The 24,826-nt window shown below is 65.0% G+C and carries 22 protein-coding genes and 1 pseudogene; 12 read left to right on the top strand and 11 right to left on the bottom strand.

Going from position 1 to position 24,826, the window contains the following annotated elements; all coding sequences use genetic code 11:
* The first annotated feature begins 2 nt into the window (after positions 1–2).
* Together ACYU8V_RS01535 and ACYU8V_RS01530 are read left to right on the top strand one after the other, a co-directional pair.
* Positions 3–1,610: a recombinase family protein gene (locus ACYU8V_RS01535; RefSeq protein WP_460844672.1), complete on the top strand. Its 1,608-nt coding sequence runs from the start codon at positions 3–5 to the stop codon at positions 1,608–1,610.
* A 635-nt stretch (positions 1,611–2,245) separates the two neighbouring features.
* Positions 2,246–2,548, top strand: a complete 303-nt coding sequence (locus tag ACYU8V_RS01530; RefSeq protein ID WP_460844671.1) for a hypothetical protein — start codon at positions 2,246–2,248, stop codon at positions 2,546–2,548.
* A gap of 39 nt (positions 2,549–2,587) precedes the next feature.
* On the opposite strand, the gene ACYU8V_RS01525 is transcribed toward ACYU8V_RS01530, so the two are convergent.
* The gene (locus ACYU8V_RS01525; protein ID WP_460844670.1) at positions 2,588–3,472 is read right to left on the bottom strand and encodes a hypothetical protein; all 885 of its coding nucleotides are present in this window, start codon (positions 3,470–3,472) and stop codon (positions 2,588–2,590) included.
* Between the two features lie 229 nt (positions 3,473–3,701).
* Here ACYU8V_RS01525 and ACYU8V_RS01520 point away from each other — a divergent pair, with 229 nt between their 5' ends.
* Together ACYU8V_RS01520 and ACYU8V_RS01515 are read left to right on the top strand one after the other, a co-directional pair.
* Positions 3,702–4,052 carry a hypothetical protein gene (locus ACYU8V_RS01520; RefSeq protein WP_460844669.1) on the top strand — a complete coding sequence of 117 codons (351 nt, stop codon included), beginning with the start codon at positions 3,702–3,704 and terminating at the stop codon, positions 4,050–4,052.
* Positions 4,042–5,598, top strand: coding sequence for a hypothetical protein (locus tag ACYU8V_RS01515; protein WP_460844668.1), 1,557 nt, complete (start codon positions 4,042–4,044; stop codon positions 5,596–5,598). Before ACYU8V_RS01520 ends, ACYU8V_RS01515 begins: the two co-directional genes overlap by 11 nt.
* A gap of 133 nt (positions 5,599–5,731) precedes the next feature.
* Here the strand turns inward: ACYU8V_RS01515 and ACYU8V_RS01510 are convergent, their stop codons facing one another.
* Both ACYU8V_RS01510 and ACYU8V_RS01505 read right to left on the bottom strand, forming a co-directional pair.
* Positions 5,732–6,016, bottom strand: coding sequence for a hypothetical protein (locus ACYU8V_RS01510; protein WP_460844667.1), 285 nt, complete (start codon positions 6,014–6,016; stop codon positions 5,732–5,734).
* A gap of 157 nt (positions 6,017–6,173) precedes the next feature.
* Positions 6,174–6,464 carry a hypothetical protein gene (locus tag ACYU8V_RS01505; RefSeq protein WP_460844666.1) on the bottom strand — a complete coding sequence of 97 codons (291 nt, stop codon included), beginning with the start codon at positions 6,462–6,464 and terminating at the stop codon, positions 6,174–6,176.
* Between the two features lie 332 nt (positions 6,465–6,796).
* Here ACYU8V_RS01505 and ACYU8V_RS01500 point away from each other — a divergent pair, with 332 nt between their 5' ends.
* Positions 6,797–9,325 carry a fibronectin type III domain-containing protein gene (locus ACYU8V_RS01500; protein ID WP_460844665.1) on the top strand — a complete coding sequence of 843 codons (2,529 nt, stop codon included), beginning with the start codon at positions 6,797–6,799 and terminating at the stop codon, positions 9,323–9,325.
* On the top strand, positions 9,316–10,722 hold the full coding sequence (locus tag ACYU8V_RS01495) for an amidase domain-containing protein (RefSeq protein WP_460844664.1): 1,407 nt from the start codon (positions 9,316–9,318) through the stop codon (positions 10,720–10,722). The genes ACYU8V_RS01500 and ACYU8V_RS01495 overlap by 10 nt, the downstream gene beginning before the upstream one ends.
* On the opposite strand, the pseudogene ACYU8V_RS01490 reads toward ACYU8V_RS01495, so the two are convergent.
* The 6 genes and pseudogenes from ACYU8V_RS01490 to ACYU8V_RS01465 all read right to left on the bottom strand — a co-directional run.
* Positions 10,719–10,974: pseudogene (locus ACYU8V_RS01490) on the bottom strand (integrase core domain-containing protein); the annotation flags it as partial. The gene ACYU8V_RS01495 and the pseudogene ACYU8V_RS01490 sit on opposite strands and share 4 nt — an antisense overlap.
* 654 nt (positions 10,975–11,628) lie before the next feature.
* Positions 11,629–11,853 carry a hypothetical protein gene (locus ACYU8V_RS01485; RefSeq protein ID WP_460844663.1) on the bottom strand — a complete coding sequence of 75 codons (225 nt, stop codon included), beginning with the start codon at positions 11,851–11,853 and terminating at the stop codon, positions 11,629–11,631.
* Positions 11,850–12,974 (bottom strand): DUF4192 domain-containing protein, encoded by a 1,125-nt coding sequence (locus ACYU8V_RS01480; RefSeq protein ID WP_460844662.1) that lies wholly within the window; start codon positions 12,972–12,974, stop codon positions 11,850–11,852. The genes ACYU8V_RS01485 and ACYU8V_RS01480 overlap by 4 nt, the downstream gene beginning before the upstream one ends.
* A 31-nt stretch (positions 12,975–13,005) precedes the next feature.
* The gene (locus tag ACYU8V_RS01475; protein WP_460844661.1) at positions 13,006–13,464 is read right to left on the bottom strand and encodes a hypothetical protein; all 459 of its coding nucleotides are present in this window, start codon (positions 13,462–13,464) and stop codon (positions 13,006–13,008) included.
* Between the two features lie 1,257 nt (positions 13,465–14,721).
* Complete coding sequence (locus ACYU8V_RS01470; RefSeq protein ID WP_460844660.1) at positions 14,722–14,850, bottom strand: hypothetical protein; 129 nt, start codon at positions 14,848–14,850, stop codon at positions 14,722–14,724.
* 1,002 nt (positions 14,851–15,852) lie between these two features.
* Positions 15,853–16,455: a hypothetical protein gene (locus ACYU8V_RS01465; protein WP_460844659.1), complete on the bottom strand. Its 603-nt coding sequence runs from the start codon at positions 16,453–16,455 to the stop codon at positions 15,853–15,855.
* Positions 16,456–17,484: 1,029 nt separating this feature from the next.
* Between ACYU8V_RS01465 and ACYU8V_RS01460 the strand changes: the two genes are divergently transcribed.
* From ACYU8V_RS01460 to ACYU8V_RS01450, 3 genes are all read left to right on the top strand, one after another.
* Positions 17,485–18,294, top strand: coding sequence for a hypothetical protein (locus ACYU8V_RS01460; protein WP_460844658.1), 810 nt, complete (start codon positions 17,485–17,487; stop codon positions 18,292–18,294).
* Positions 18,295–18,563: 269 nt separating this feature from the next.
* On the top strand, positions 18,564–19,874 hold the full coding sequence (locus ACYU8V_RS01455) for a hypothetical protein (protein WP_460844657.1): 1,311 nt from the start codon (positions 18,564–18,566) through the stop codon (positions 19,872–19,874).
* Entirely contained in the window at positions 19,874–20,710 is an 837-nt protein-coding gene (locus tag ACYU8V_RS01450) for an ImmA/IrrE family metallo-endopeptidase (RefSeq protein ID WP_460844656.1), read from the top strand. Before ACYU8V_RS01455 ends, ACYU8V_RS01450 begins: the two co-directional genes overlap by 1 nt.
* A gap of 11 nt (positions 20,711–20,721) precedes the next feature.
* Here the strand turns inward: ACYU8V_RS01450 and ACYU8V_RS01445 are convergent, their stop codons facing one another.
* A complete protein-coding gene (locus ACYU8V_RS01445) occupies positions 20,722–21,018 on the bottom strand; it encodes a transposase (RefSeq protein ID WP_460844655.1) in 297 nt (98 codons plus the stop codon).
* Between the two features lie 300 nt (positions 21,019–21,318).
* Complete coding sequence (locus ACYU8V_RS01440; protein WP_460844654.1) at positions 21,319–21,573, bottom strand: P-loop NTPase fold protein; 255 nt, start codon at positions 21,571–21,573, stop codon at positions 21,319–21,321.
* Positions 21,574–21,721: 148 nt separating this feature from the next.
* Between ACYU8V_RS01440 and ACYU8V_RS01435 the strand changes: the two genes are divergently transcribed.
* The 3 genes from ACYU8V_RS01435 to ACYU8V_RS01425 all read left to right on the top strand — a co-directional run bounded on the left by ACYU8V_RS01435 (position 21,722) and on the right by ACYU8V_RS01425 (position 24,772).
* The gene (locus ACYU8V_RS01435; protein ID WP_460844653.1) at positions 21,722–21,931 is read left to right on the top strand and encodes a hypothetical protein; all 210 of its coding nucleotides are present in this window, start codon (positions 21,722–21,724) and stop codon (positions 21,929–21,931) included.
* A 274-nt stretch (positions 21,932–22,205) separates the two neighbouring features.
* On the top strand, positions 22,206–24,257 hold the full coding sequence (locus ACYU8V_RS01430) for a PIN domain-containing protein (RefSeq protein ID WP_460844652.1): 2,052 nt from the start codon (positions 22,206–22,208) through the stop codon (positions 24,255–24,257).
* Positions 24,254–24,772, top strand: a complete 519-nt coding sequence (locus tag ACYU8V_RS01425) for an ASCH domain-containing protein (protein ID WP_460844651.1) — start codon at positions 24,254–24,256, stop codon at positions 24,770–24,772. Before ACYU8V_RS01430 ends, ACYU8V_RS01425 begins: the two co-directional genes overlap by 4 nt.
* Positions 24,773–24,826: the final 54 nt, after the last annotated feature.

The raw sequence follows: 24,826 nt of genomic DNA, 5'->3' as shown, positions 1-24,826 counted from the left end.
GCATGAGCACTCGGCCACGGCTTGCAACGCCTACATCTCGGCTGGGCGTCGGCTACACCCGCTACTCAACAGAGGAGCAGGGCTCAACAACCGAGCAGCGATCGATCAACGACGGCGTCGCGGCCGATCATGGGATCGCTCTCCTAGAGACGTTCACCGACGAAGGCGTGTCTCGAACCCTCGCCGACCGCCCCGGATTGCGAGAGCTGTTCGCCTACCTGGAGGCCAACCGCGAGGTGCGATTCGTCGTCGTCAACGAGCTAGAGCGCCTGACCGCAGGCGTGGGACAGCGTCAAGAGATCACTTCACTCTGCAAGCGACTCGGGATCACACTCGTCACCGAGGACGTCGGGCTAATCGATCCCCATGACGAGGACGCGATGTACGACGCCGACCTGCGGGCGGTCAACGCCAAAGGGGAGGTCTTGAAGGTCCGCCGTCGAACCAGACGGAATTTGAGAGCGAAGGTGATCAGCGGGTCAACGGTTGCCATGCGCCCGCCCTACGGAGTGCGGATGAAGCCACTTATCGTCGACGGAGTCGAACTGCCAAGCGGCATGCCTGCCTTCGTCGGTGGCCGCAAAGTGCGCTCAGGCGTACCCGAGCTCCACCCCGAGGAATACCCGTGGCTGGTGCAGATCTTCGCCTGGGCCGATCAAGGTGTCGCCTCGGAGGAGATCGCCCGACGACTAACGCGAGAAGGCGTTCCCACCAAGACAGGCAAGGACTCCTGGCCATCGAACTCCGTCAACGGGATCCTGGACAACCCGTTCTACAAGGGCGAGCTGGTGTGGGGGCGCCAGCAGGTCCTTCGCGACGAGAACGGCAAGCCTTACCTCGACGAGCGTGCGGAAGACGACCCCGGACGGGTAACTCGCGATTCGCCCTTGGGCGCGATCATCGACGCCGAACTGTGGCAGCGGGTCAACGACCGGAGACTCGCCGCGCGAGGACAGCGACGGGCCAACAAACGAGTAACCCCTGACAGTGCTCTCGACGGGATCGTTTTCTGTGGGCGGTGCGGCCATCGCATGTATGCCCGAGTAGACAACCCGACGAAGTGCAAGACCCTCCGGATCCGGTTTTACTGCCCAGGTATCCGTCCCGGGATGATCCATCGTGCAGGGTTCAGCCCGTGCACTCGGATCAACACCATGCTTGCTGACAACATCGTCAAAGGGATCGCATCCCAGCCCATCCGGGGAGGCACCACCGTCGAGGTGAAGGTGACACGCGGGGTGAGGATGAATTCGAACGACGCAAAGCGGCGCGAACGACTGCAAGGACGCATCGCCTCCGCCGAAGCAGAACTTTCGAATGCAAAGCGACTCGCAATCAAGGGCTTGCTCGATGACTCGGACCTGGCCACCGTTCGAGCAGACATCGACGCGGTCGTCTCCGCCGCTCAGTCAGAACTTGCCGAACTGGACCAGGCGACACGGATCGAGGTCGTGCCGTTCTTCGGCACCGTCAGCGATCGGTTTGCAGAACTCGCTAAAGGACTCGGGGACGACAAAGCACCGATCGCGTTGCGCCAGGCGCTGCTACGCGACTTCGGAGTCACGCGCATCTACGTCGACAACCCATCCATCCGCGTCGAGTTGCTGTAGCGACAGACCTGCCCGCGACGCAATGCACTTTGCCTTGAAGGTCGCCAGAGCGCGCACGGCACGAGCGTCCTGCTCCGGGGTGAGGACCTCAGACACGAAGCGTTCGCCTTACTCGGCACGTCGACACGAGAATTAGGTCGGGCGATGGCGAACGGCGATGGCCTGACTTGAACACTCGCGCGACCCCGCATACATGGTCAATCCCATAGACGTCCATTGAGTTCCTCCGAGGTTCGGCTCTACCCACATAAGGCAGCAGCGCGTGTCCCCGTGCTCACCGAAGGGCAACGAGTTAACCGGATCCGGACGTCGCCAAGCCTGAGCATCAGATCGAGCACTCGGCGGGGCAGCATCGCACCTCGCCGACTGCTCCCGAGTCGCCGAGAGCGCTTCATGGTCACGAGACGAGCGCACTAGCGGAAGGACTCGACGTCGACACCGCCGCCCGCCAACGCGTGGCCGGACACCAGCGCCATCCCCTGCCGAGGGCGGCCCCCGGCCTCGCCCGGAGCCAGCCTGTGACCAGCCCCCACCCGCCCAGCAGCGGTGAGCACGAGGACCGCCCGTGATGCCCTCTGTGGGCAACCGAGCCGCACCCCGCGGCAAGCACACGGTCCTCCAGAGGGAGTAGGTTCATGAGCTCGATGCGTGCCGGCGACGACGTCTATATCACCCTGACGCCCGCAGGAGAAGCCGCTTTGGACAAACTCGCCGAAGCTCTAGCCGCCACCTATGACGGCAGTACCGACCGCTTGGACCGGCTGATGCGCTACCTGCGCACCACCGACGTCGACGACCTGGCTAGCGACCTGTCCGTCGTAGCCAACGACCTGCTGCCCGTCGACGCGGTCGCGCGCCGGCGCCTTGACGCCCCGCGGGACGGCGACGTCTCCGGAACTCAGTCGGCCGACCGACAGATCCCTCCCCACGGCTGGTGATCTGAGCATCCCCGGGGTGAACCCTGACTAGCGAACCGGTCAACGCACCACGTACAACGCTCTCGTCGAGGAGGCCCCGCCTTCGTGCCTTGGTGATGCCGACCCGGTCGCCTGACGGTTCCGATCGGCTCGGTCGATCGAGCCCGGCTCGTCGGCCGACCGCACCGCGACCTGGTGCTCGCCCAGACCCTGAGTGGCCACGAGCTCGTCCGCCGCGGCTGCGCATCGACGTCGCCAGGCTCGCGCGCATGCCGGGGCGCTGTAGGAGACAGCGATCAGCACGCCGGTCGTGACCGCGATCGTGACCTGGTGCGTCTGGAGGCACTGCCAGACCGCGACTCCCCCGAAGATCGCCCTGACCCGCCACAGCCCCAGCACCCCGGGCACCCAGGTGAACCAGCGCGCTACCCGGGAGAACCCGGCCACAACCATCGCGCCAGGAGCTGTCAGCAGCCGTACCGCGAGGTCGAACCGCGAAGGGCCGACCCGCAGGCCCGCCGCCGCCTGCGCAACCACCGTCGCCACGACGGCCTGGGAGACCTGCTCGCGGTGCAGCCAACCCAGGATCCGCGGAGCGACCACGACCGAGCACCGGCCGACCGCCTCGGCCGCAGGGCGTCCGCGATCACTGCGTCCGACGTACAGATCCGGCACCGGCTGCCCGCGAGCGGCCAACCACACCGCGAGGCCCCGGAGCAGCAGCTGCTCCCCGACGCTGGCGCGACGGGCACTCCCCAGCACCTGGACAGCCGGCTCCTCGAACGCACCAGTGGCCAGCACCACCGCTGCGGCCACATATCCGACCAGCAGCAGCCCACCCATCGTCGCCGGAAGCATGGCCGAGACGACCAGCAGCAACGCGGCGCTGAGCACGATCCCAGGCAGGACAGCACCCAGCCGGTACATCCGGATCCCGATATCCATCGCTCTACCTCTTCTCCAACAGGGACTAGTGACTTTCGAGCGACTTCCTCCTCTTGTGAGCACCACGACCGTGCCGCTCGCCTTCTGTGGGTGACGACGCTTCCATCCCCAGTTTGTGCCCAGCCACCGACAAGAAGGCAGTTATCCACAGGCCATTTGCAGCCCAGCCCCCATCCCGGCCCAGATCCGGCTTCGATGGACCGCAGACCCCCGGAAGGAGACCAAACCCATGGCCAAGACCCTCACCCCCGACCTGTTCTGGCAGCCCCTCAGCGAGATCGCTTACCTCCTCCAATCTGCCGCTGACCACCTCTGGGAGGCCGCCGACACCGCCGGCATCGACTCGCCCCTGCACTCACTGGGCCTGGGCTCGTTCCTGGCCGCCTCCCAAGCCGCCGAGATGCTCCCGCCCGACCGCAGAGTGCTCGAGTACTCCCCCTGCGAGTCCAGCGACCCGCTACGGGTCCTCGAGGCCGCCGAGCAACTCACCCGCGAGCTCGACCCCCGTTTGGCCGGCGCCAGCGACCTCTCCATTACCGTCGCCGAGCTCGTACGAGAGGCACGCTCCAGTGCCGCTTGACCTCGCTATCCCGGCGCCGGGCACCTTCACCGCCCACAGCCCCAAGCACGCCCCCACCGTGGCCCCAGAGCCCGCGGCAGGGGATGTGCGCAGCGTCGGCGAGCTCCTCATCGCCTCTGACTACCAAGCCCGCACACTCCTCCTCGACGTCGAAGCCGCGGCCGCGCCAGGGCTGCTCCGCGCATGGGCCGAGACCGTCGCCGCGGCCGCCGATCTCTGGAAAGCCTTGCCCGGCCCCGAGTACGCCGGCGTCGCCGGCCGCCGCACGATCGAACGCGTCACCGAGCTCGCCGGCTCCATCCAGGCCGACCTCGACACCGCCCGGTGGCCCGGCGCCGGGCCTGGCGACCACCGGATGCACGGCATCACCGACAACCTCGGTCGGGCCCGCCAGCTCGTCGACAAGTACGGCAGCGAGATCGCCCCGCACCAGCCCCGCGTGCAGAAGGACCTCGAGGCCGCACGCACCCGCATCGTCCATACCCTCTACATCGCCACCCACGGCGTTGTAGTCGCCCTCAACGAAGACGGGCGACAGCGCGCCAGCGACCCAACCCGAACCGAGGCCCTGCGGGCCGCTGCGGCCCACTACCGCGGTCGCTACGAAGTCGGCCCCGGCGTGCGCTGGGCTAGCCGGCTCGGCGTCGCCGAACGCGTCCTCGGCTCCTACCTCCAGCCCGGCAACTACGCGCAAGCCCTCGCCCACGAGCGGACCGCCCCCGTGGAAGGTCTCCCCCGTCTCCGCGAAGCCTTGGCACGGTTCGACATCCAGGCACACCGCACCCTCGTCGCCGCACCTCACGCCGGCAACCTCGTCCTCGCCGCCCGCACCGAAGGCATGTTCTTCGGCGCCGCCCTGGTCCTCGCCCGCGCCGCGGCCGAGACCGGACACCTCGAGCCCGCCGGCATCGACCCAACACGCCTCGAGCAGCGCCTCACCGCCGCCGGCGAAGCGTGGATGGGCCTTGCCCGCCGCTGGCGCGACCTCATGCCCCAAGGCACTCGCCTCGACCCCGCCCTCGGCGCAACCGCGGCCCAGCTGCGCTCGGCCTGCCGCGAGCTCACCCACAACGGCGACCAGCTGGCCCCCACAGCCGTGATCCTCCAACGAGTCGACCTCGCCGCGGCTCTGCCCGTCATCGCCCACTACGTCGACGCGGCCGTCGAGATCGCCGAGGCAACCAGGCCCGCATTGCGCGATCCCGACCTGGTCGCGCCCTCGCGCGCGGTCGTGCACCGCCTCGCTACGGATATCGACGAAGGACTCCTCCCCGACTCGGCCGACACGATTCGTCCAGAGCTCATCAGCATCGCCGCACGCGATAACCGCCTCGGGCCGGTGCCTCCCGCGCTCCTTGCCGCCCTCGATGGCGCCGTTTCCAAGGCCTACAACTGCTCGGCGACCGCCGCGGGCGCCTTGCCCCCCGTGACGGTGCGCACAGGCGCATGCATCCCGATCTCCTCCAGTGTTTGCCCAGAGGAGATTGCGCTTGGGGTCGGCCAGCCTGCAGCCGAGCAGGTCCGACCGATGGCGCCGAGAATCTGATGCCGGTGGTGTTTCGCGTGCGCTCGTTGCCGCCCAGAGCTCAACCCGAGGACATTTGGAGCCATCGTGGAGCCAGGACGATCTCCTCAAGTGAGTCCCGATTCCGGGCTTGGCCTCATATGAGTGCGAACCATCAGAGCGAATCGACGACGTAGCCGTACGGGTCAGTGTTTTCGCTCCAGACCAGCCGGCGGTACCAGTCTCCTTCGGGGGTCGTACTTATGTAGACGGTGTCCGGACCGAGATAGGTGACTGAGATTCCTCGTACGCCGACGACGACGACGTCGAGAGAGAATGTCAACGCACGAGGCAGGTGGCGCTGGACCCAGGTAGCGGCTCGAGTATGCACGGCGGCAATGGCCGCTGGATCGCTGTTTTCGTGGTCCGCCGTCGCGGCGGCCCGGTAGCTTCTCTTCACGTCAACGAACTGCTGGTACCAACCTCATGGCCGGGGTACAACTAGCACCTTGAGTTCGCACCGTGGCGCTCAAACGTGCCGACTTGAGCGGGTACTGCGTGCTCGTGCTCTCACAAAGATTGAGGCATGCTCGCTTCGGTGCTGGGTCAACTCGATGTCACGAGGCCGAACCCTGGTGTGCGGAACGCTGCCGGCCAGCCAGCAGCATGCCGATCCCGACAAGGCCGAGCGCGGCGGCCGCGACGGCGCCGATTACGACGCGGTCGATAGAACGGCTGTGGCACATGTCGAAGCCGCCGCCGAATATGTCCGTGTGCCGCAAGGCTTCGCGAATCGGGACGCAGTGCTGAATATGGAATTGCGGGTTGCCCGGACTGAACGGAACGAGCCACAGTGCTGCCAGTACAAGCACAGACGTCAGCAACATGCCGATCCCAACGATCTTCACGTCCGGGATCCTAGTCCGTCGAGCCGCGGCGCGGTGCTCAATGCGCGAGTTCGTCGCCTGTGCGCTTTGGAGCGCAGGAAAAAGTCCGGACAGAACCGAATGAATCCGACTGTTCTGCTGCGGACATCCGGCTCACTCTGCTGCTATGTGCTCGCCAAGGTCGCGGCCACTGGACGACGCGATCTCGTGACGTGTGAGGGAAGTAGACAGTGACGACGTTTTGGGGACATATCCGCAGCACTTACGCTGTAGCGCTGACCGTTGCCGTGCTTGTGGCACTCCTTCCCGGGATGGCTATCCAATCTGCCCGCGCCGACACTCCAGCCGGATCGATGCTCGTGCCGCTCCTCCCCGCACGGATCGTCAACTCCTCCACTGGCTTGGGGCTGAGCTCGGATATGACGGGCGATCAGACGAAGAGCTTCAACGTGCTCGGCACAGGCGGCGTCCCGTCCTCTGGCGTCACCGCTGTCGTGTTGAGCGTGACCGCGACGACCGCGACCACCCAGGGATACATGAAGCTGTGGACCGCCGGTGACGCCATCCCCGCGTCGAGTCAGATGTGGCACCAGGCGGGGGAACGCACTTCGAATCTCACTACGCTGGTCCCCAGCTCCGACGGCAAGATCGCGATCTACAACTCGTCGGGAACCGTCAGCATCCGGGTCGACGTCGAGGCCTACTACACCACCACAGGGGCAGGCGCGGCCGGCTTCTTCGCTCTTCCCCAGCAACGCGTCGTGGACTCCACCACGGGTCTGGTCACTACCCAGTCCCGGATCAGCACCGGCGGCACCCGTACGTTCAAGCTCGCCGGCCTCGGCGGCATCCCCTCCACCGGGGTGAGTGCAGCTGTCATCAACGTCACCGCAGTCAACCCCACGGGCGATACTTACCTGTACGTCTGGCCGGCCTCGTCCACACGTCCGGCCGCCACAGCCGTGCAGGCGCCATCCGGGCAAACGACTGCAACCCAGGTCGTCACCAAACTGGATTCAGAGGGGAAGATCAGCGTCCAGAACTCGGGCGCCCCGACCGACTTCTTCGTCGACGTTCAGGGTTACTACACCTCCGCAAACGGGGCCGTGGGGTCGGCGTACGTCCCGCTGACGCCGAAGCGAGTGGTGGCCACCCCTGCTCCGAAGCCGGCCAGCGCGCACACGATTTCGGCAGGAAACTACGAGACGTTCCAGATCGCCGGCACTAACGGCATCCCCCTTGCCAACGTCAACGCACTCCAACTCGTGATCACGGCCCAGTCCCCGACGGGCACCGCCAACGGTCAGGTCACCGCATTCCCCACCCCGTTGAAGAACCACTGGGGATCGGGCACCGCCATCACCTACGTCGATTCCGGCGTCAAGGGGGTCAACTCCGCGATCCTTCCCGTATCGGCCAGTGGAACCATCGACGTCAGGTTCTCCGGATCCGGCACCGTCGACATCTACATCGACGTCTACGGCTACTTCTCCGGAACCACCTTGCCGACGGCGCCCACCAACGTGGCCGCCACCGCCGCGCAGGGTGGAGCCACCGTGACCTGGTCCCATCCCTCCAGCGACGGCCGCTCGCCGATCACGTCCTACCGTGTCACCAACGTCCAAACCGGCGCGAGCCAAACCGTGACCGGCATGCAGACCTCCGCCACCATGAAGGGCCTCTCCGCGGGGTCAAGCTTCACGTTTACGGTTGCGGCCATCAATGGCACCGGCACCGGGCCCGAATCAGCCACTACCGCTGCAGTGACGCCCACGGCTTCGCTCGGCCCCGTGACGATCTACAGTCCCCTTTACCGCGACGGCGCCACGTCTGCATGGCTCACGCCACAAGACCTACCCGCGCTGTTCTGGGCTGACGCAAACGCCAACACCGACCATTACGAAGTCTCCAAGGACGGTGGTCCAACCTCAACCTCGGCGTCTGGCGATGACGGTGTCAGCTGGTACCCCGACGCCGGCTCGCACACCTTCAAGGTCCGAGCCATCGACGCATCAGGCAACGCCGGGCCGTGGACTCAGATCACCTTCACGATCGAGGCCAGCCAAGCGCCGGCGCAGGCCACGGGACTGACGAGTCTCCCCGACTCCACGGGCTCCCTCAACCTCAGCGCCGTGGCACCCTCAGCAGAGGGCCACGTCGTGACCAAGTTCTATGTCAACGGATCCGACGGGAACCCGCTCGCAGGGGCACCGTTCTACGAAAAGGTCGCCGATGCCCCCGGCGAGAGGGTCAGCACTTATGTCGACATCAACGACTACGGAACTCGCGGGCCCATCGATTGGTGGGTAGTGACCTGTCACGTCGATCAGTGCTCTGCCCCAACCGCCCATCAGACCACGGACTTCGGGACACCGGTCGGCCCACTCCCGACGCATCAGGTCAGGCTCCCGGCATCTCTGATCAACGCCACGCAACTCCAGACTCAGCCGTGTGCGACTTGCGAGGCGGGCCACCTCTACCTTGGCGGCCCCTCGGGCGCGGACAACCAGGGCTACCTCGTCCCAGACGTCTCGCAGTTTGACGCCAGCACCCCGATCGTGGCTGCGACCCTGCACCTGCACGCCTACGGCACATCCACCAATGCGATCGAAGAGGACCAGGTTCTCGACCCCTCGCAAGTCGCTGGCGCGCCGATCGAGAACGACGATCTCGCCACCGTGATCGACTCCCAGGCCGCAGACGCCAACGGATCCGTCACCTTCGACATCACCAACCTGCTGTCCATCTGGGCCCAGCGGCGGTGCGCCCAAGGGAGGCATCGTTCTCAAGGCGCCGACGGCACTCAGCGCCGCTCTCGAGATCGGTGCTCCCACGGACAGCGTCGAGACGAACCGGCCCTACATCACCGTCGATGTCGCTGACCCCACACCCCCCACATCGCCGCGTCGTCTGGCGGCGATCGGCGGCGACGGCGGGTCTGCTTGTCACCTGGGCACCGCCCGTATCGAGCGGATCCTCGGCAGACGTGTCTTATGTCGTAACGGTCCAGGCTGGCGGCGGCTCGCCAGTCACCCTCACCACGGCAAACCTTTCGGCGGTCGTATCTGGTCTGGCGAACGGAACGCAGTACGCCATCAGCGTTCGAGCCACCACACCCGCAGGGCAGGGCCCTGACGCGTCCACGACGGCGACTCCCGCCGCCGCCGGAACGGCGGCTCCTACCGTCACCCAGGCATCAGCCGAGTACTCCGTTGCGGCCGGATCGATCTCGAATGATCCGACGCAAGCTGTTTCCGAGCTACTTGCTGGGAGCAGTTCGAGCACCAATATCGCCGATCAGCTCACCGACGTCAGCACCACCGAGGCGACGATTGACGGCCTTGGACAGTTGCTCGGCCCGAGCGACAACACGACTCCGTCAACCGCAACGGTTAGCCCCACCCTGGTCGTTCCACTCGCGAACGGAAGCACCCAGGTCGAGGTAGCCGTGACAACCGTGAGCGTCGCCACAGACAACAACGGCGTCGCCACAGACGTGACGGCGTCGCAGGACAAGGCGCTCACCTTCACCGGCGGCACGCCGCAACTGACGGCCGTCAGCGACCTGAACAGCAACCTCGAAGCCGTCGCCAATGGCGAACCGCCGAGCACCACGACCGACACCAGTGGTGCCCCGCAGGTCTCCTGGCAACCTGACCTCACGTATGCGCGTGCGCTCAAGACGACCGTGCCTGTGACTGACACGAGTGGAACGGGCAAGGAATGGCGCGACGCGGTCGTACGCTGGGCCCACAACCATGTCTACGGCTACCACCAATTCGGCAGCATGAGCAGCTGCGCGTCGTTCGCGTCGAGAATCCTCAATACTGCAGCGCAGTTCCCCATGATCGGTACGCCCACACGTATCGGAACTAGCGTAATGAGCACTCCGGTGACGGACTGGTGGTACGTCGAGTTCAACGCGGTGCGGGGCGCTCGGCGGTCGTGGAGCCGCACCTGGTCCCTGGCCGAAGACCTCAAACAGCACATGCGTCATGGCATCGCTGGTAAATGGTTGTACGACGCGACCGGGGACGGCACCGGCGACCTCGGCGGCAGCAGGATCGGAGACCTGATTTTCTGGACCTGGCCCACCTGGTCATACGCCGACCACGCCACCACCATCACCGCCATCGGCAGCGGAGGGGTCAGAAAGATCACCTACCAGTCAACCGACGAACTCGACCTGTCTGTCCCAAAGGGTCAAGCCCGCACGAAGTTCAGCTACGGCGGTTATGCAAAGCTCTCTGTGTTCCATCCCTCGAAGTACAACGACTAGCTGTACGCGGCCATCAAGGTTGGTGACAGTCGACTGACCAGGCGGACCGCCGAGTGCGCTGTGGCATCGCTGAGTGTTGTAGTGCTCCAGCCACGGCGCAAGAGCGGCGGCTCGTTCGGCGTTGGTGGTGAACACCTGGCGGTAGATCCACTCGGTCGCCAGAGTGCGGTTGAAACGTTCGACCTTGCCGTTCTGCCAAGGGCAGTGCGGCCGGATGAACTTGTGCTTCGCCTCGATTCGCGTTGCTTCTGCGAGCTCGCTTCGCACCCAACATCGTGGACAGCCTGAGGGACCTGAGCCAAGCCTCCTGCCGGCTAGAGGCCTTCTTGTCCATCGGTGCCCGGTTCAACACCTTGCAGGAGGCCATTCCGCCGCCGGTGAACACACTTCTGAATCGCCCCGGGTCTGATGGAGGCTCTCAATCCATGGAGGATGAGAGTCATGGCAGCACCCAGGAAGTACCCCGACGAGCTGCGTGAGCGCGCCACCCGGATGGCGGTCGAGCTGCGGCAGGACCCGGCGACGAAGAACGGCGCGATCCAGCTCTGCCAGATGGCGTAGGCCCCCCGCTGCTTGGCGAGGTCGTCGAGGAGTGCAGGCAGACACGAGCATTCCTCGTGCTCGTTGTGGTGATAGCCGACGCAACGGTCGTCGGTGCATCCGCATTTGTCACCGCGCCACTCGGTCTCAGGAACCCGTTGAGGTTCCCCCGACTCAGCTGTTACCTCGGTGCGCCAGCCGCCGTAGGTGGTCCATTCATCGGTGGCGACGCCGGCGTCGGCAAGGGCGCTTTGAGCGACTTGGCTCAACTCGGTCACGGGCAGTCCCTTCTCCGGGTGCACGGCTTGGTGGGAGTCTTCGCCTTTCGTGCGCTCGGCTGGCGCTTATCCACAGCCCGGTTCCGCGTCAGAGGGTCTCGCTGGCGATGTGGATAACGTCGACTCGAAATCGGGAACGAGTCGCTGCGTCAAGGGCCAGCGCCGCGAGCTGCTCCTCGAGGGAAACGGAACCTCCTGATGCGCCTGAGCGAGCGCGGTTGCGCCACGCCAGATCAGGACGGCCGTTGGCCTGCATGGTGGTCTGTCTGGTCGCATCCACCTGTCCCCCTCCTTCCGGGTTGATGGTGTTCATCGGCCAGGCCCGGCGGGCGGGCGCCCGTTCGCCAGACCAGTCGGTTCTGGTGGTTGTCGGCGGGCGTCTGAGATCTCACGGCTCTCGATCGGCGGGTACACCGGAGCCGCGGAGCGGGCCTGGTCCCACGCGCCGGGGTGCACGCCGCACTGGAGAGCCGACGCAACGAGGCCGGCAAGCGAGTCAGCAGCGCGCTGGTCGGCCAGGATGCGGTCGAGCGCGGCCCATGCCCGGGCTCCGTCTCCCTGGCACCAGTTCGAGATCGCGGAGAGCGTTGCGGCCGGGGCGACCAGTTCGTCGGGTGACCGGCGGGTGAGGTTGTCCCACAGCGGGCTCCAGGAGTGTGCGGTCTCGGTGCTGATCCGCTGGGACAGTTGGTCGCGCACGGTGACCGACTGCAAGCACGCGAGCATGCGAGCCGCCTGCGGGTCGGTCAGGCTGTGGCCGTCCTCGAGGAACGCTTCGGCTCGGCCGATCGCCCACTGCCGTTCCCGCGCCGGGGTGCTGTTCTCCATGTCGCCAGCCACAGCGGGCAGGTAGCGCGTGACCGGCTCGGGGTTGCCGATGAACTCCTGGTCGACCGCCGCCCGCGACGCCGCCGGGGCCTTGCGACCCTCAGCCACCATCTCGGCCGCGATCCTGTTCGCCGCCGTGGCGCTACGGATACCGCTGACACCGCTGTCCAGGTCGGTCCAACGCTGGTCGCCGGCCCACAGTCGCCCGCGAACCCCGACACCGACCCCGGCGAGGGCCTCGCACAGCTGGTGGGTGCCCGGCTCGACCTGGCTCGGGCTGTCCGCGAACCCGATCACCATGACGGCGCCGCCACTGCTTCGGCCGTAGGCGCGCAGCAGCGTGTTGACCATCTCGGTGCGATCGGCCTGGTTCGTCGGAAGGTCGAGCCGTGAGCCCGGAAGTCCCGGGCTGACCGGGATCACCGTGATCGAGTCCTCGACGTGGAACCCCATGATGTGGTCCACGGCGGCTATCAGCTCGTCGGGGCTCTGCACCCTCAGTGTCATCGCAACGCCTCCTGTCCTGGTGCGCGGGCGTTCGCCCGCTACCCACAGAAGGCACGGCATGTCCCCCTCGTGCTCATGGCCGCTCGAGATGAACCTCATCGACCTGCGCCCCCGAGTGCCCGCGGGGCCCTCAGCCGAACCGGCGGGGCCGGCGGTTGGGCAGCTGGTTCGGTGGAGGCGGGAGCGTCCCGCCTCGGCGCCGACGTGCCGTCTCGACCGCGACCAGGACGGCCTCGCGAACGAAGCCGGAACGCGACGAGGTGCGGCCGAGCTCGCGGCGGTCCTCGACGAGCGCTTCCTCGACCTGGGCAAGCAGCTCGGCCGGGAGCGGGTACATCTGGTTTAAGCCGCGCCCGGGCGTGGTCTCGAGAAGCCCGCCGGCGCGATCGGCACGAGCGGCCGGCGTCAGCTCAGCGTGGTCCTCGAGGGCCTGGCGCGGCCATTCGACGAAGAACTCCGGGCCGGCGGGCGTGGCATCGAGGTCGGCGACGTACACCGAGCGCGCCAGGTCGTCGACCTCGCGTTGCCAGTAGATCCCGGTGTGCACCATGCCGGCGACGTCGGCGGCCGCGGGCGAGATCTCACTCATCCGGCCACCCGACTAACACCAATACCGTTGCATTCTCGGTGCAGTTCCCGCTCGTCGTCGTCACCATGCCCTTCCAGACCACCCGAGCATCGAGGGCGCGCCGAAGCGAGCGCGGCCCCGGTCCCGCCAGTGCGAGAACCTGAATCGACCCTCCTGGTCTCCGTGAATCACTTGGGCGACGTGCTGCCCGGCGGCCTTTCGCATGACGCTGACGACACCGCTCATCGAGCGGTCGATTCAACCGCGGCGCGCGTCAAGGGTGGGCGAGAGCGACCGGCACGGGGTGTCCGTTTACTGGCGAAAACGGACACGACGTATCGATTCGAGGTCGCTGGCTCCCCGGCGCCAGCGCAGGCGGTCCAGCAACCTAGGGACCGACTTCCCTGCCGTCTCCACCGTCGTTCAGGAGGTCGATCCCCCGTGCGAGGAGGGCTCCCACGGGTAAGGATGCGAACGCGACGCCTACGAACCAAAGAACCATCTCAGAGTTCAGGCGACTCGCGGTGGAGTAGATCCCAAACGCGAACAGAACCGTGGGAATGAGCCCCAACGCGATGGCCCGGCCTCCGCGTCGATGGCCAGCCGCATGGAGGTATTGGTCTGCACCCACGCACCCAAAGAGCAGAACTACCGCCAATGCGGCCACCCAGAAGCTGGCGCCACCGAGAACCCCGGAATGCCACATCATCACTAGAAGGACTGTCCCGAGAGCGAACAGAAGGGGGTAGTTCCGCGCCATCTGGCGCAATGGTGTCATGTGGTCCTCAGCAACTCAGAATACTCTTGGAACTGTCCCACGGCTGGTTGGCGTCTGGCGTGATGTCTGGCCGGCACTGGGCCGCGGGCCGCGGGCTGCTGGTAAGGCGTTGGCGGGGTCGGCTTGCGCCCCAAGGGCGTATCGAACGCGGATCCCCCGCCAAACGCGCCAGCAACGAACGCCTCGGCTTACGTCTCTCTCAACCTGAGTACGTGGATGCCATGTTTGCTGAAGTCTGGCCCGTCTAGTTGCACGTCACGTTCTGCGACGTACGCGATGGTAGGGGAACTCCACGTGCTGTGGTTCCAGAGCCAAGCCGTCCTCATCCTCCTCGTTTCGCTGCACGATCACTTCCGAGTAGCGCTCCGACCGCCCGCGCAAGTACCGGCCTCCGCGATAGTCACTTTCACGTTCTTCCAAATCGGTCTCGAGCAGCTCTGCCAGATGTCTACCCACCGCATCGAGACTGTCGGTAGACCCCAGGGTCCAATATCGGCTCATCAGGGCATCCTCACGCTCGGCGCGCGATTGACGGCGGACAAGTCCGAACCGTAAATCATGAAGTTGACATCACGGCCCGCAGCGCCCGACAGGATCACCTGCAGGTTCGAAAGGTTGAGGTTCTGCAAGTCGCCCTCCAAAAGAGGACCTGTGCGCGTTCCGGAACTACGCAAGCCTATTCCCAACTCGGATGCCCTACGCAAGAGGCTGGGGCTCGCCAACGCGATGTCGAAATCGCTCGGGACGCTCCCGCCATCGAAAGGCCGTCCGGTGCCCCAGCTTCGCCCGGTCACGGCACTCCCTTGCAGAATGGGATCGACGTCGTGATAGCCCGCCGCCGTGACACCTCGGGTTGAAACAACGCTTCAACACCGCGCTGCATCGAATCTCCTCAGCTACTGCTCACCGATAGCGAGTTGGGCCTGAATATTCACGGCATGGGTGACGTCTCCGCCAAAGGCTAGACCACCAGTTGCCCGCGAAGCGCGATCCATCATCGCTGCCGCACGCATGAGGAGAGATCCCTCCCGCGCCGCCTTCATTGTGACCGATGCGGCACCAAGCGAATAGGAAACCAGGCCGACGGCCGCCGGTGCGCAGGCTTGGTTCTCGTCCATACACGCTTGGAGATCGTGACTCCGGGGTTCTGCTGGCGGAGATGCTCTATAGCGCCCGCGATCTCGGTCGTGAGAACCGGTTCGATCTTTGAGTGTGTGTAATCGACGCCGATGGGGGCAGTCACGGAAATCATCTTCTAGGGCCGGTGCGCGAACGCGCCCGGGCATATAACAGCGAGAGGCAGAAGCCTACGCCCATACACAGGGCCGACACACTGGCAGCCCAGCCTGGATAATACGAGTGATTATCAAGCATGAACGCGGCGACGGCGGCTCCGCCTAACAGACTTGAAACCGTGCTCAGTCCAGCACTAGTTCGGGCGCCGGCCGAAGTTGTGCGCAAACCTGTTGAGACACCCATCAAGAGCCCCCACGCTGCGAATACCCATCCGATGGTCAGCCAGATAGCATTCGGAGCGTGTCGGTCATCGCGAAATATCCACATTCCGGCCAGGCCAATTATGCATGCGAGCCACAGGTTCGAGGTCGGCCTCGACTCACCTTCGTCTTCCATCAGTTCTCACAATCCAAGACTCCCTGATTCGGATCCCAATGCTCCTGCCAGTTGCTGATGATCACTGGGTGACATTGGCTAGTGGGCTGGTATGGCTGACCTGGATTGTTCGGCGGTATTGACAGCAACTTATTGAACACCTTTTCGCCGATCACGGAACCCACGACGACCGTGCCCACCGCACACGAGATGCGGCCTGCCGTTCCGCACAGGAGTTTCATCAATGTGCCGCCAATCGCGCCGGACGCGACAGTGCCTACGTCATTATACGCCTTCTGTCCGGCCGTCAGGCCCTGCTCATTCCAATGCAGGTACGCCGTAACACCCAACTGCACTGCCAAGAAGGCCAGTCCAGCATGGCCGAATCGTTCCGCGATTCTTTCAAGTTGTGCCGCCGCATCCTCGTCGCCGATTGTCTTCGCGTACTTCGCGAACAAAGCCTCATGGAAGGTAATCGTTGCGTCGCCAAGTCCCAGTGTCTTCTCCTCAGCACTGCCGAGGTTATCCTCCGCTGAGTCTAGTTTCTTCAGCGCGCTAACGACCGCAATCGGTCCTGCGGTCGCGCACCCAGACCCCAGGTCGTCGTAGTACGCCCCTCGCACCGTGTCGTAGTCAGCGGAAGCACGTGCCTTGAGCAGAAAGTTCCCATGATCAGCGGAGCGTCAGGATTCCACCCGCCGTGCGCCTCGACAAATGCGTAGTTCTGGATCAGAGCTGTGTGGAGTCTCCCGCGTCGGTCTTCTGACGTGACCGAAATATAGGGCTTGGGGTTCTCGCTCTGCAGTCGGCGCTGATAGAAGGACTGGGCCTGTTTCCTGTTCTCGGGCGAGCACGAGCTGGGGTTGTAGACGCAGACCGGAAGCTGGTTGAGCCCATCCCGACTGGTCCGGCGACCGATGATGCGGCAGTGCTTGCCTTGTTGGATAGGTCGGCGAGTCTGTCGACTGTTCGCCAGCTCCTGCGTGAACTGAGGTCATCTGGGGACGACACGACGTTTCGGGTGGTGATTGCATGGCTGGATCTTGCGTCTGCTGGAGACTCTGATCCGACCGCGCGCGAGGTCGCCGCGGAGTTGGACCTGGCTCACTCATCTGTCGTGCGGGCCTTGCATCGGGCGCGCCGGTTGTTATCGGGGCGCGACGACGGGGGCGATTCGTGAGCGCCTTTAGGGGTGGTCGGCTCGTTCGAGGCGATGAGGAGGCGCTGCAAGGACTCGATCCCGCGTTGACCTTGGCTAGGGCCAGGAAGGTCTTCGAGCAACTCCGCCGTGAGGGACGCACTGCCGAGCTCCTGGCGTTGATCGACGCGTTGGACACGATCCAGGTCACGCCGGCACCGTCTGACGTTGGGGTCGTGTCATCTCCCCCGGAGCCACAGAACTCTCTTCGTCGGTTGCGTCGGCGCATCCGATCAACGCCTGAGCATAGGGAGCAGCGGATGCTGGCATGGGCCCGTTCGATCATTGCGCGCCTAGTCACAGATGACTAGGTGAAGTACCACGGACGGACGAAATGTTTCCCTGCAGCGCACCAAGGCCTGGGTTTCCCGCGTAGGAGGGTGGATGGGGTTGCCTTCCCGGTTGTAGGACAGCACATCAATCACTAGTAAGTCGCTCTAACTAGGAGAACGCAGTGGACGTCAGTGAAGAGATGCGGGAGGTTCTGGACCGTTTGCGTCACCGCAAGCGCAAGGACGGCCGAGATGCGGCCGCCGCCATCCGCCCGCTCGACGACAACCGGATCATGATGTTGGCCCGATACGAGGGTCAGTCCCTTCCTGAACTTCAGGTCAGTTTCCAACTGCTCCCGATCGGGACCCGGTTGTACCTCGAGTCGGTCGGGGCGATCACTCTGCACGACGTCGGCGACACGTACTTCCGTGTCGATGTCCACGAGTTCGCGTTGGACCTTGTCGCCGCGGCCGTCGATCGGCAGGCCGCACGTCGGCGCCAGGAATCGGGGTCGCTGTTCGAGAAGGAAGTTGCTCGCGTACTTAGTGACCGGTTCACTTTGAAGTCCGACTCCACGGCGACACCGCAGGACCTTGCCGGAGCGGTCGACGTACTGGGCACCTTCAAGGCACCGGGGCGCCTAGCGTCTGTCGATGAGAGCACCCACATTGGGGCGATCGAGGTCCTCGACGAATCTGGGCATCAGATCCGAGATGTACGTGTGCGCTACAGGTTCAGTGCGAGCGGAATGGTGCCTGTCGGGGGAAAGTTGCAACTCAGTTTTGTCGTGGGCCTGCCCAAGAACGCAGGCGGTTCCTGGCGGCACGGCCGCTCAACGGTCACGGTTGCAGACCTCGTCTCGTCCACGCCCGGAGTGGTACGAGTCAAGTACGACAAGTTCCCCACGGCTGGATTGATCTCCTTCACGGAGGATCCTGAGCCGAACGCAGTCGCTGAGCTGCTTGACGTGGTTGCTGATAAGCGGCATTGAGCCGCACCTTGCATAGGTGGGCGCGCCTATCGGCGCGAGGCCACGGACAATGCAGTCTTGCGTGGGCTGTCCAAAGCGCAATTTGCCTAGCGGAGGGTCATCCCGCTCCCACGTCCATTCCGGGCAGGGACGAGCAGGAGCATGTGAGACGTGGTCGGCTCGCGTCCCACATGCTGACATTTGCCGTGGCTGCGCGCACCACGTCGCGTGTGCAGTCCGTAGGTCATGCAGGTAGAGACAGAGAGCCTGCCTGGACGGGAGAAGCAGCGATGCTTTACACGGTTCGTGATGCAATCGACGCCGTCGCTGGAGTATTGGAAGCGGATCGGATCACATCAGCTCAGCTGCTCGACCTGAACCAGCTGCGACATCTCCTCAACATCGTCTACGCGGGAGACGACGCGCCCCTGCACAGGACCGTGATCGACGCACTCGGCAGCATGTGCCATCGGGCACTGACCGCGGACCAGAAGTTCGCAGTCACACGCCGCGACGAGTGTCTGGTCGCGGTCATCGCGTCCGTCGCCCAACGCCACGACATTGAACTCAGCCTGCGTCCTCTGAAAACCAGTCAGGCCGCCCTGAGCCGGCTTCGGAACTTGGCGAACCTCACAAGCGAAGACATCACCGACTGGCTGCGCACTCGGATCGTAAACGGCTCTCCCGATCAGCCCTTGACCGTGCCCGAGACGCACCCGCCGAGGCGAAACGACGTCGTGGCTCTGGGCCGCCCGGTCTCCGAGGCGGACCGGCCAGCACGCGAGCGAGACGACTACCTGGTTCGCCATCTTCACGAGGCGCTCGTGCCTCTCGGCGCTCACGTCCTGGCGCCCACTCCCAACACAGGGGCCGACGAGCCGTGGAGGACCGGCCCCATCCTCCGAGGGGACGCGGCAGTGAGGATGGGCCGTGCCACCGTCTACCTCGGGCTCGGTGACGACGCCAGTTCAGGGGTCGGCGCCGAGATCATGATCGCGCAGCAACTGCGGCTGCCCGTCGTAGTGCTGAAGAAGAACCGCCGGCTCTCCAACAGGTTCGATCCTGACCTCGTCACCCTCATTCCCTACGGACGCCGCATCCAACACGCCGGTCAGCTCGTCGCCGAATGGATGGCTGCAAGCAACTGGATGCTCGCCAACAGCGCACGCCGCAAGGCAGACCGCGAACTAGTTACAGTCCGTCAGCGGACACTGCTGCTCGCCGCCTGGCGCAACAGCACCGAGCCGCAACGCTCCCTCATCAGCAGCACGGTCCGACTCACCGATGCGCAGGTCACGGCGAGTCTCCAAACTGCCGTCGGCTTTGAGCTAGCGGGCGTCGGATGTGTCGGCGACCTTCACGCGGCGCTCGATGTTCCCCTTCCAGGCCCGATCCAGCCCGCTCCACACTTCGAGGACCCCGAACTGGCGGCGATGGCTGAGGCATGCGAACAGCGCCAACTGGGGATCCTCGACGCCTACCAGGCCGCCGACGCACTCCTGATCGAGCTCTCGTCCCTCGGCGCGCGCCGGGGCGAACTCAGCGATGCGGCGTTGTGGCACCGATATTTCGACCAGGCGGGCCTGGACGGACGCAACTGATGACAGCACCGGATTCGACCTCCGCGTGGGACGAGGTGTTCATCGCCGCCGCCACTCGCTTCCGATCGCGCCCTGTATCTGAGATTCGAACTGCAGGGTCGGGCGTCGACCATCGCCAACTGCAGCATTGGGCACGTCAAGCCGCCGAGGAACTTCGCTCGCTCGCTCAGCTCGGGCCAACCGCTGGCGGCGAAAAGGTTCCTGTGGCCATAATGGCCGCTGCGCTCGGCCAACGCGTCACGTACAGGCGTCAAACCTTCGACGGGCACCTCTCACCGGACAACGGCGGTGAGATCCGTATCCGCGTGGGCACATCGTCGAAACGCGCTCGGTTCACCATCGCCCACGAGCTTGGTCATCTTTGGATTTATCAGCACGCGCCGCGGTCGCACCCCAGTCACGGCTTGTCCCACGCTGCGACAGAACGATTGTGTGACGCGATCGCCGCGAACCTATTGGTCTCCGATGCGCACCTCTCTCAACTGCCGCGCTCACCGAACCTTCACGCGCTAAGGCAGCTCGCCGAGAGTGCCGGGGTTTCAAACCAGGTTGTCGTGAATCAGGCAACGCGCCGTTGGCGTTGGCGTTGTCTCTTGCTCGACTGGACTCTTCAAGGCGACCAGTGGTGTGTCCATTCATCCGCCGGAGGCCCGTGGGACGGCAGGGAGTGGACGATGGCTCTGGAAGCCATTTCGACGCCGATTAGGTCCCAGCGTTGTCACCTCGACCTTGAAACGCCGACAGGTCCACGACGTATGGCCGCTCAGATCGGCTCCTGGTCTCGCACTAGGCTGACTACGCTGCTGACCCCGGTGGGGATGCCCAGGGCCAATTAGGCCTGTCTCCCCTATGTGCGTAGCCAGGTGATGATCGCGAAGATCGTGGCTGCGGCACGGTAGGTGACGGCGAGCTTGTCGTAGCGGGTGGCCAGGCCGCGCCATTGCTTGGCCTCGTTGAAGGACCGCTCGACCACGTTGCGGTCCTTGTAGGTCTCGGCGTCGAATGCGTGCGGTCGTCCGCCCATGCTTCCTCGTCTCTTCCGGGCAGCCATGTTGTCGCTCTTGGGTGGGATGACAGCGGTGATCCGACGTCGACGCAGCTCTGCGCGGATCACGCCGGTGGAGTAGGCGCGGTCCGCGATCACCGCAGAGACCGTGATCCAGGAGCGACTAGCCAACCCTGACGGGCTGGGACCGCTACTGGTCGGAACCCGTCCCGGCCACCTCGATGGCTACATCGCGGCCGACGAACTCTCCCGCATCGTTCGCATCCTCGAGATGCGCCCCGACCCTGATGGCACGATCACGCTCAGATCGACCTCGTTCGACATGGCCCGCGTCCGCCGTCTCAGCGAGGCCAGCCCGATGCTCGCCGCCTGCGACGACGTTGCCTCCATGGACCAGCGTCGACGTGCTGATGCCGAATGCGCGCTCGGCGCCGCACTTCAAGTCTTCCTGGGTGATCCGTTCACGGGTCGGCGGCCGGCACTCCGTCGTGATCGCAGGGACTTGCCGACTCCCCAGGCCCCCGAGACTCCGATGGACAGGGGCTTGCCTTGGGCCTGCTCGATCAGCTCCACCAGCGAGTCAGCGACGGTGGAGAAGTTGATGTAATCGATGCAGTCTCGGTGTCGGCCCACACGGCCACGCCCTCCGCTCCCAGGCGCTGGGATCGCCAGTCGTCTCGCGGTCCTTTGCATTCAGCGGAGGGTATCGGCGCGCCGCTCATGTGCGCCGCAGTTTCGCGAAGGTCGCCGGCAAGCCCACTGGTCGTGCCCACCGATGCGCGATCCTTGCCGCCGCCCAGGCACGGCGGACCGAGCGAGCATGGGGCCCGGGCGTCCTGGGGTGCTCGAAGAGCCGACCGATCCGGCACCACACCAGCAGACCTACACGCTGCGCGAGCTGCACTACCTCAAACACACGATGCAGGTGATGCTGGAGCGTCATCCCGACAGCTCGCTGTGCCCTCATCGACGGCACATGCTTGCTTACTATGAGCACGAACTGGACAGGATCACCCACGTAAACAGCAACATCCCGACGGGATCATCGTAAAGTTCGCGTTCCTTACACCGGAAGCGCCCGAGCCTCCGCGGCCGAGGAAAGGCCGCTACCGGCCCCGCCGGCCCGCTACCCAGGGTCCCTTCGGAGTAGCGAACCCGGCTGCGCGACTCTACGGACTGCTGCACCAACTAGTGACAGTCTGACCAGTTGGTGGAGCAGTCCCCTCGCCTGCATCTCGACTCTCCGTGAAATGATCGACATTTCAGCTATCCCGGTAGGTGTTTGGTGAAATCTGGTTTCTGGCCTGCGCGATTGATGGAGCATCATGGTCGTGACCCGGCCATACCCCATTGCGATCGAGCCCATCACCGCCCACGCGGTCTTGGCAGAGATAACCGCCCTCGGTGACGCGAACAGCAAGAGTCTCGGCTTTCTGCCCTTCGCTGGCTTTCGCGCGGCGGCGACTCAAGGACACATCGCCTTAGCGAGGCGGTCCGATGGCTCGGTGGCGGGCTACTGCTTGTTCGATCTCCCACGCGACATCATCCGTGTCGTCCAACTCTGCATCAGCGACGATGCACGACAAAGCGGGCTCGCGCGAAGTCTGATCGACGCGGTGAGTACCAAACACGCGGACCGGCTGGGCATGGTTCTCAAGTGCCGCGCGGACTGGCCCGCTGACTCACTCTGGCCCCGCCTCGGATTCACCGCGCAGACGCAGGTCACGGGGCGCAGCAAGCAGGGCCACCCGCTCACCGTCTGGTGGCGGTCGCATGGACACGACGACCTGTTCACCTTGCTCGACCGTGCCAGATCCGACCGGCGCGCAGTCGCTCTCGACAGCAACGTGTATTCCGATCTGCACTCCGCCAAGAGGCGGCCCGGTTCCCAGCACTCCGCGGTGATCGCGCCACTGATCGCCGACGACAAGGTCAACGTGGTCCTCCTGCCGACACTCCAGGCGGAGATCTACAAGACCAAGGACGCGGACGAACGCAAGCGGTTCCTCAATGCGCAGCTCAACTACACGCGTCTCGATGGCGCTGCCACGGAGTACGTCCTCGACGACCTGCTCCAGGACGTCCCGGAACGACTCCGTGACCAGGACCCGAGCCTTGAGCAGGACGCACGTCTGATCGCCGAAGCTCACGCCAACGGCGTCGACATGTATGTGACCCGGGACAAGAACGCACTGATGTATCTAGCGGAGGCGGCAGAGCGGCACGGGGTGGTCGCGCTGCACCCGGCCGAGGTCCCTACCTTCCTTCACGCGGAGGCGGGCGACATCGCCTACCGTCCTGCGCAACTGGAGGAGACCACCTTCATCACGAAGCGTCTCGACAGGGGTCTGAGTCCGGAAGAATTGGACCTCTTGCTGGACAAGGCAGCGGGCGAACGGATCAAGGACCTTCGGGACCTTGTGGCTGGCCTAGCTGGTAGAGCGACGTCGGACGTGGTGCGCACAGCCGTCTACGACGGTAGCGGGGTTCTCCAGGCTGTTTGGGCGACCATGGTCAACCAGGACCGCCTCGAGGTCCCATTCCTCCGAGTGGGCCGAGGGGACCTGCAGGTAACGGTCGCGCGCCAGGTCGCGCACCTGCTCCGCGAATCCGCGGTCCAAGGCGGGCAGCACGTAATCCGGGTGACGGACCCGTATCTGCACGGCGGTGTGATTGCGGCTTTGCAGGATGCCGGATTCGACGGCGGAGAAGAAGGTTTGACCGCGTTGGCGATACCCACAGTTGGCGCTTGGGCAGAGGTGTCAGCAGTGGCGCAGTCTCTGGCGGACCAGGCTGGCGGAGAGCTCGCCCGCTTCCTTGAACTCCCGGAAAGCCCGTCAATGGCCCAGACGGCGGAGTTCGAGCGGCTGTGGGCCCCTGCCAAGATCATCGATCAGGGCATCAGCAATTTCCTGGTGCCGATCAAACCTCAGTTCTCATCGCAGTTGCTCGGCTACCCCGCCTCGCTGATGAACCGCGCTGATGACCTTGGCCTCTCCCGCGAGCACGTCTACTACTGCAACCGCGCAGGTCCGGTTCGCTCGCCAGCACGGGTCCTTTGGTACGTCAGCGGTAAGGAACACGGCGCCGTATTCGCCTCGTCCAATCTGCTTGACGTTGTCACCGACACGCCCGCGCGGCTCCACCGCCGCTTCTGCCGCCTCGGTGTATGGAGGCAGGCCGACATCGAATCCGCCGCGAGCAACGGCAAGGCCGCTGCGCTGCTTATCAGCGAGACCGAGCTGTTCAGCAGGCCTGTGACTCTGGACCTGCTCCGCGCGCTTTGGCCAGATGGTCGGAGCCTTCTACTACGGTCGGCCCAACGGGTAACTGACGAGTCGTACGAGCGGATCTACAAAGAGGGGGTGCGAAGGTGACCAGTGGACGGAAGCGTCCTTGGGCGACCAAGGTGGCAACACGTCCTTCCCGCGCCTTGCTGATCTCGATCCAACCGCGCTACGCCGAGGCCATCCTCACCGGCACCAAGACGATCGAACTCCGGCGCACGATGCCAACTCTCGAGCCGGGCGCACTCGCTCTGATCTATTCGTCCACGCCCACCAAAGCGCTCGTTGGCTGGGCGACCGTTGAACACATCGTGCAGGCGACGCCGACCGCACTGTGGAACGAACACAAGGACGCGGCCGGCATCACGGCCTCCGAGTTCAGCGATTACTTCGGAGGTCGCCTCAACGCCTACGGGCTCCGACTCGGCGATGTCACAGCCGCCGAATGCCCTGTCCCGCTCGCAGAGCTTCGAAAGCATGCGCTCCAGCCTCCTCAGAGCTGGCGATACATCTCGGACGAGCGCGCGTCGATGCTGATCGAGCAGATGTCGGGTCGGCCGAGCAAGGAGGGCGGTACTCAGCGGGCCGCAGCCGCGATCGCCTGATGGTCCTATGCCTTGAAGAGAACCGGCTTCGGTCATTCCGTCTTGAACTACCCT

The sequence above is a fragment of the Nocardioides ultimimeridianus genome, from assembly GCF_054777895.1.
This window is presented reverse-complemented; position numbering and strand designations above follow the sequence as displayed.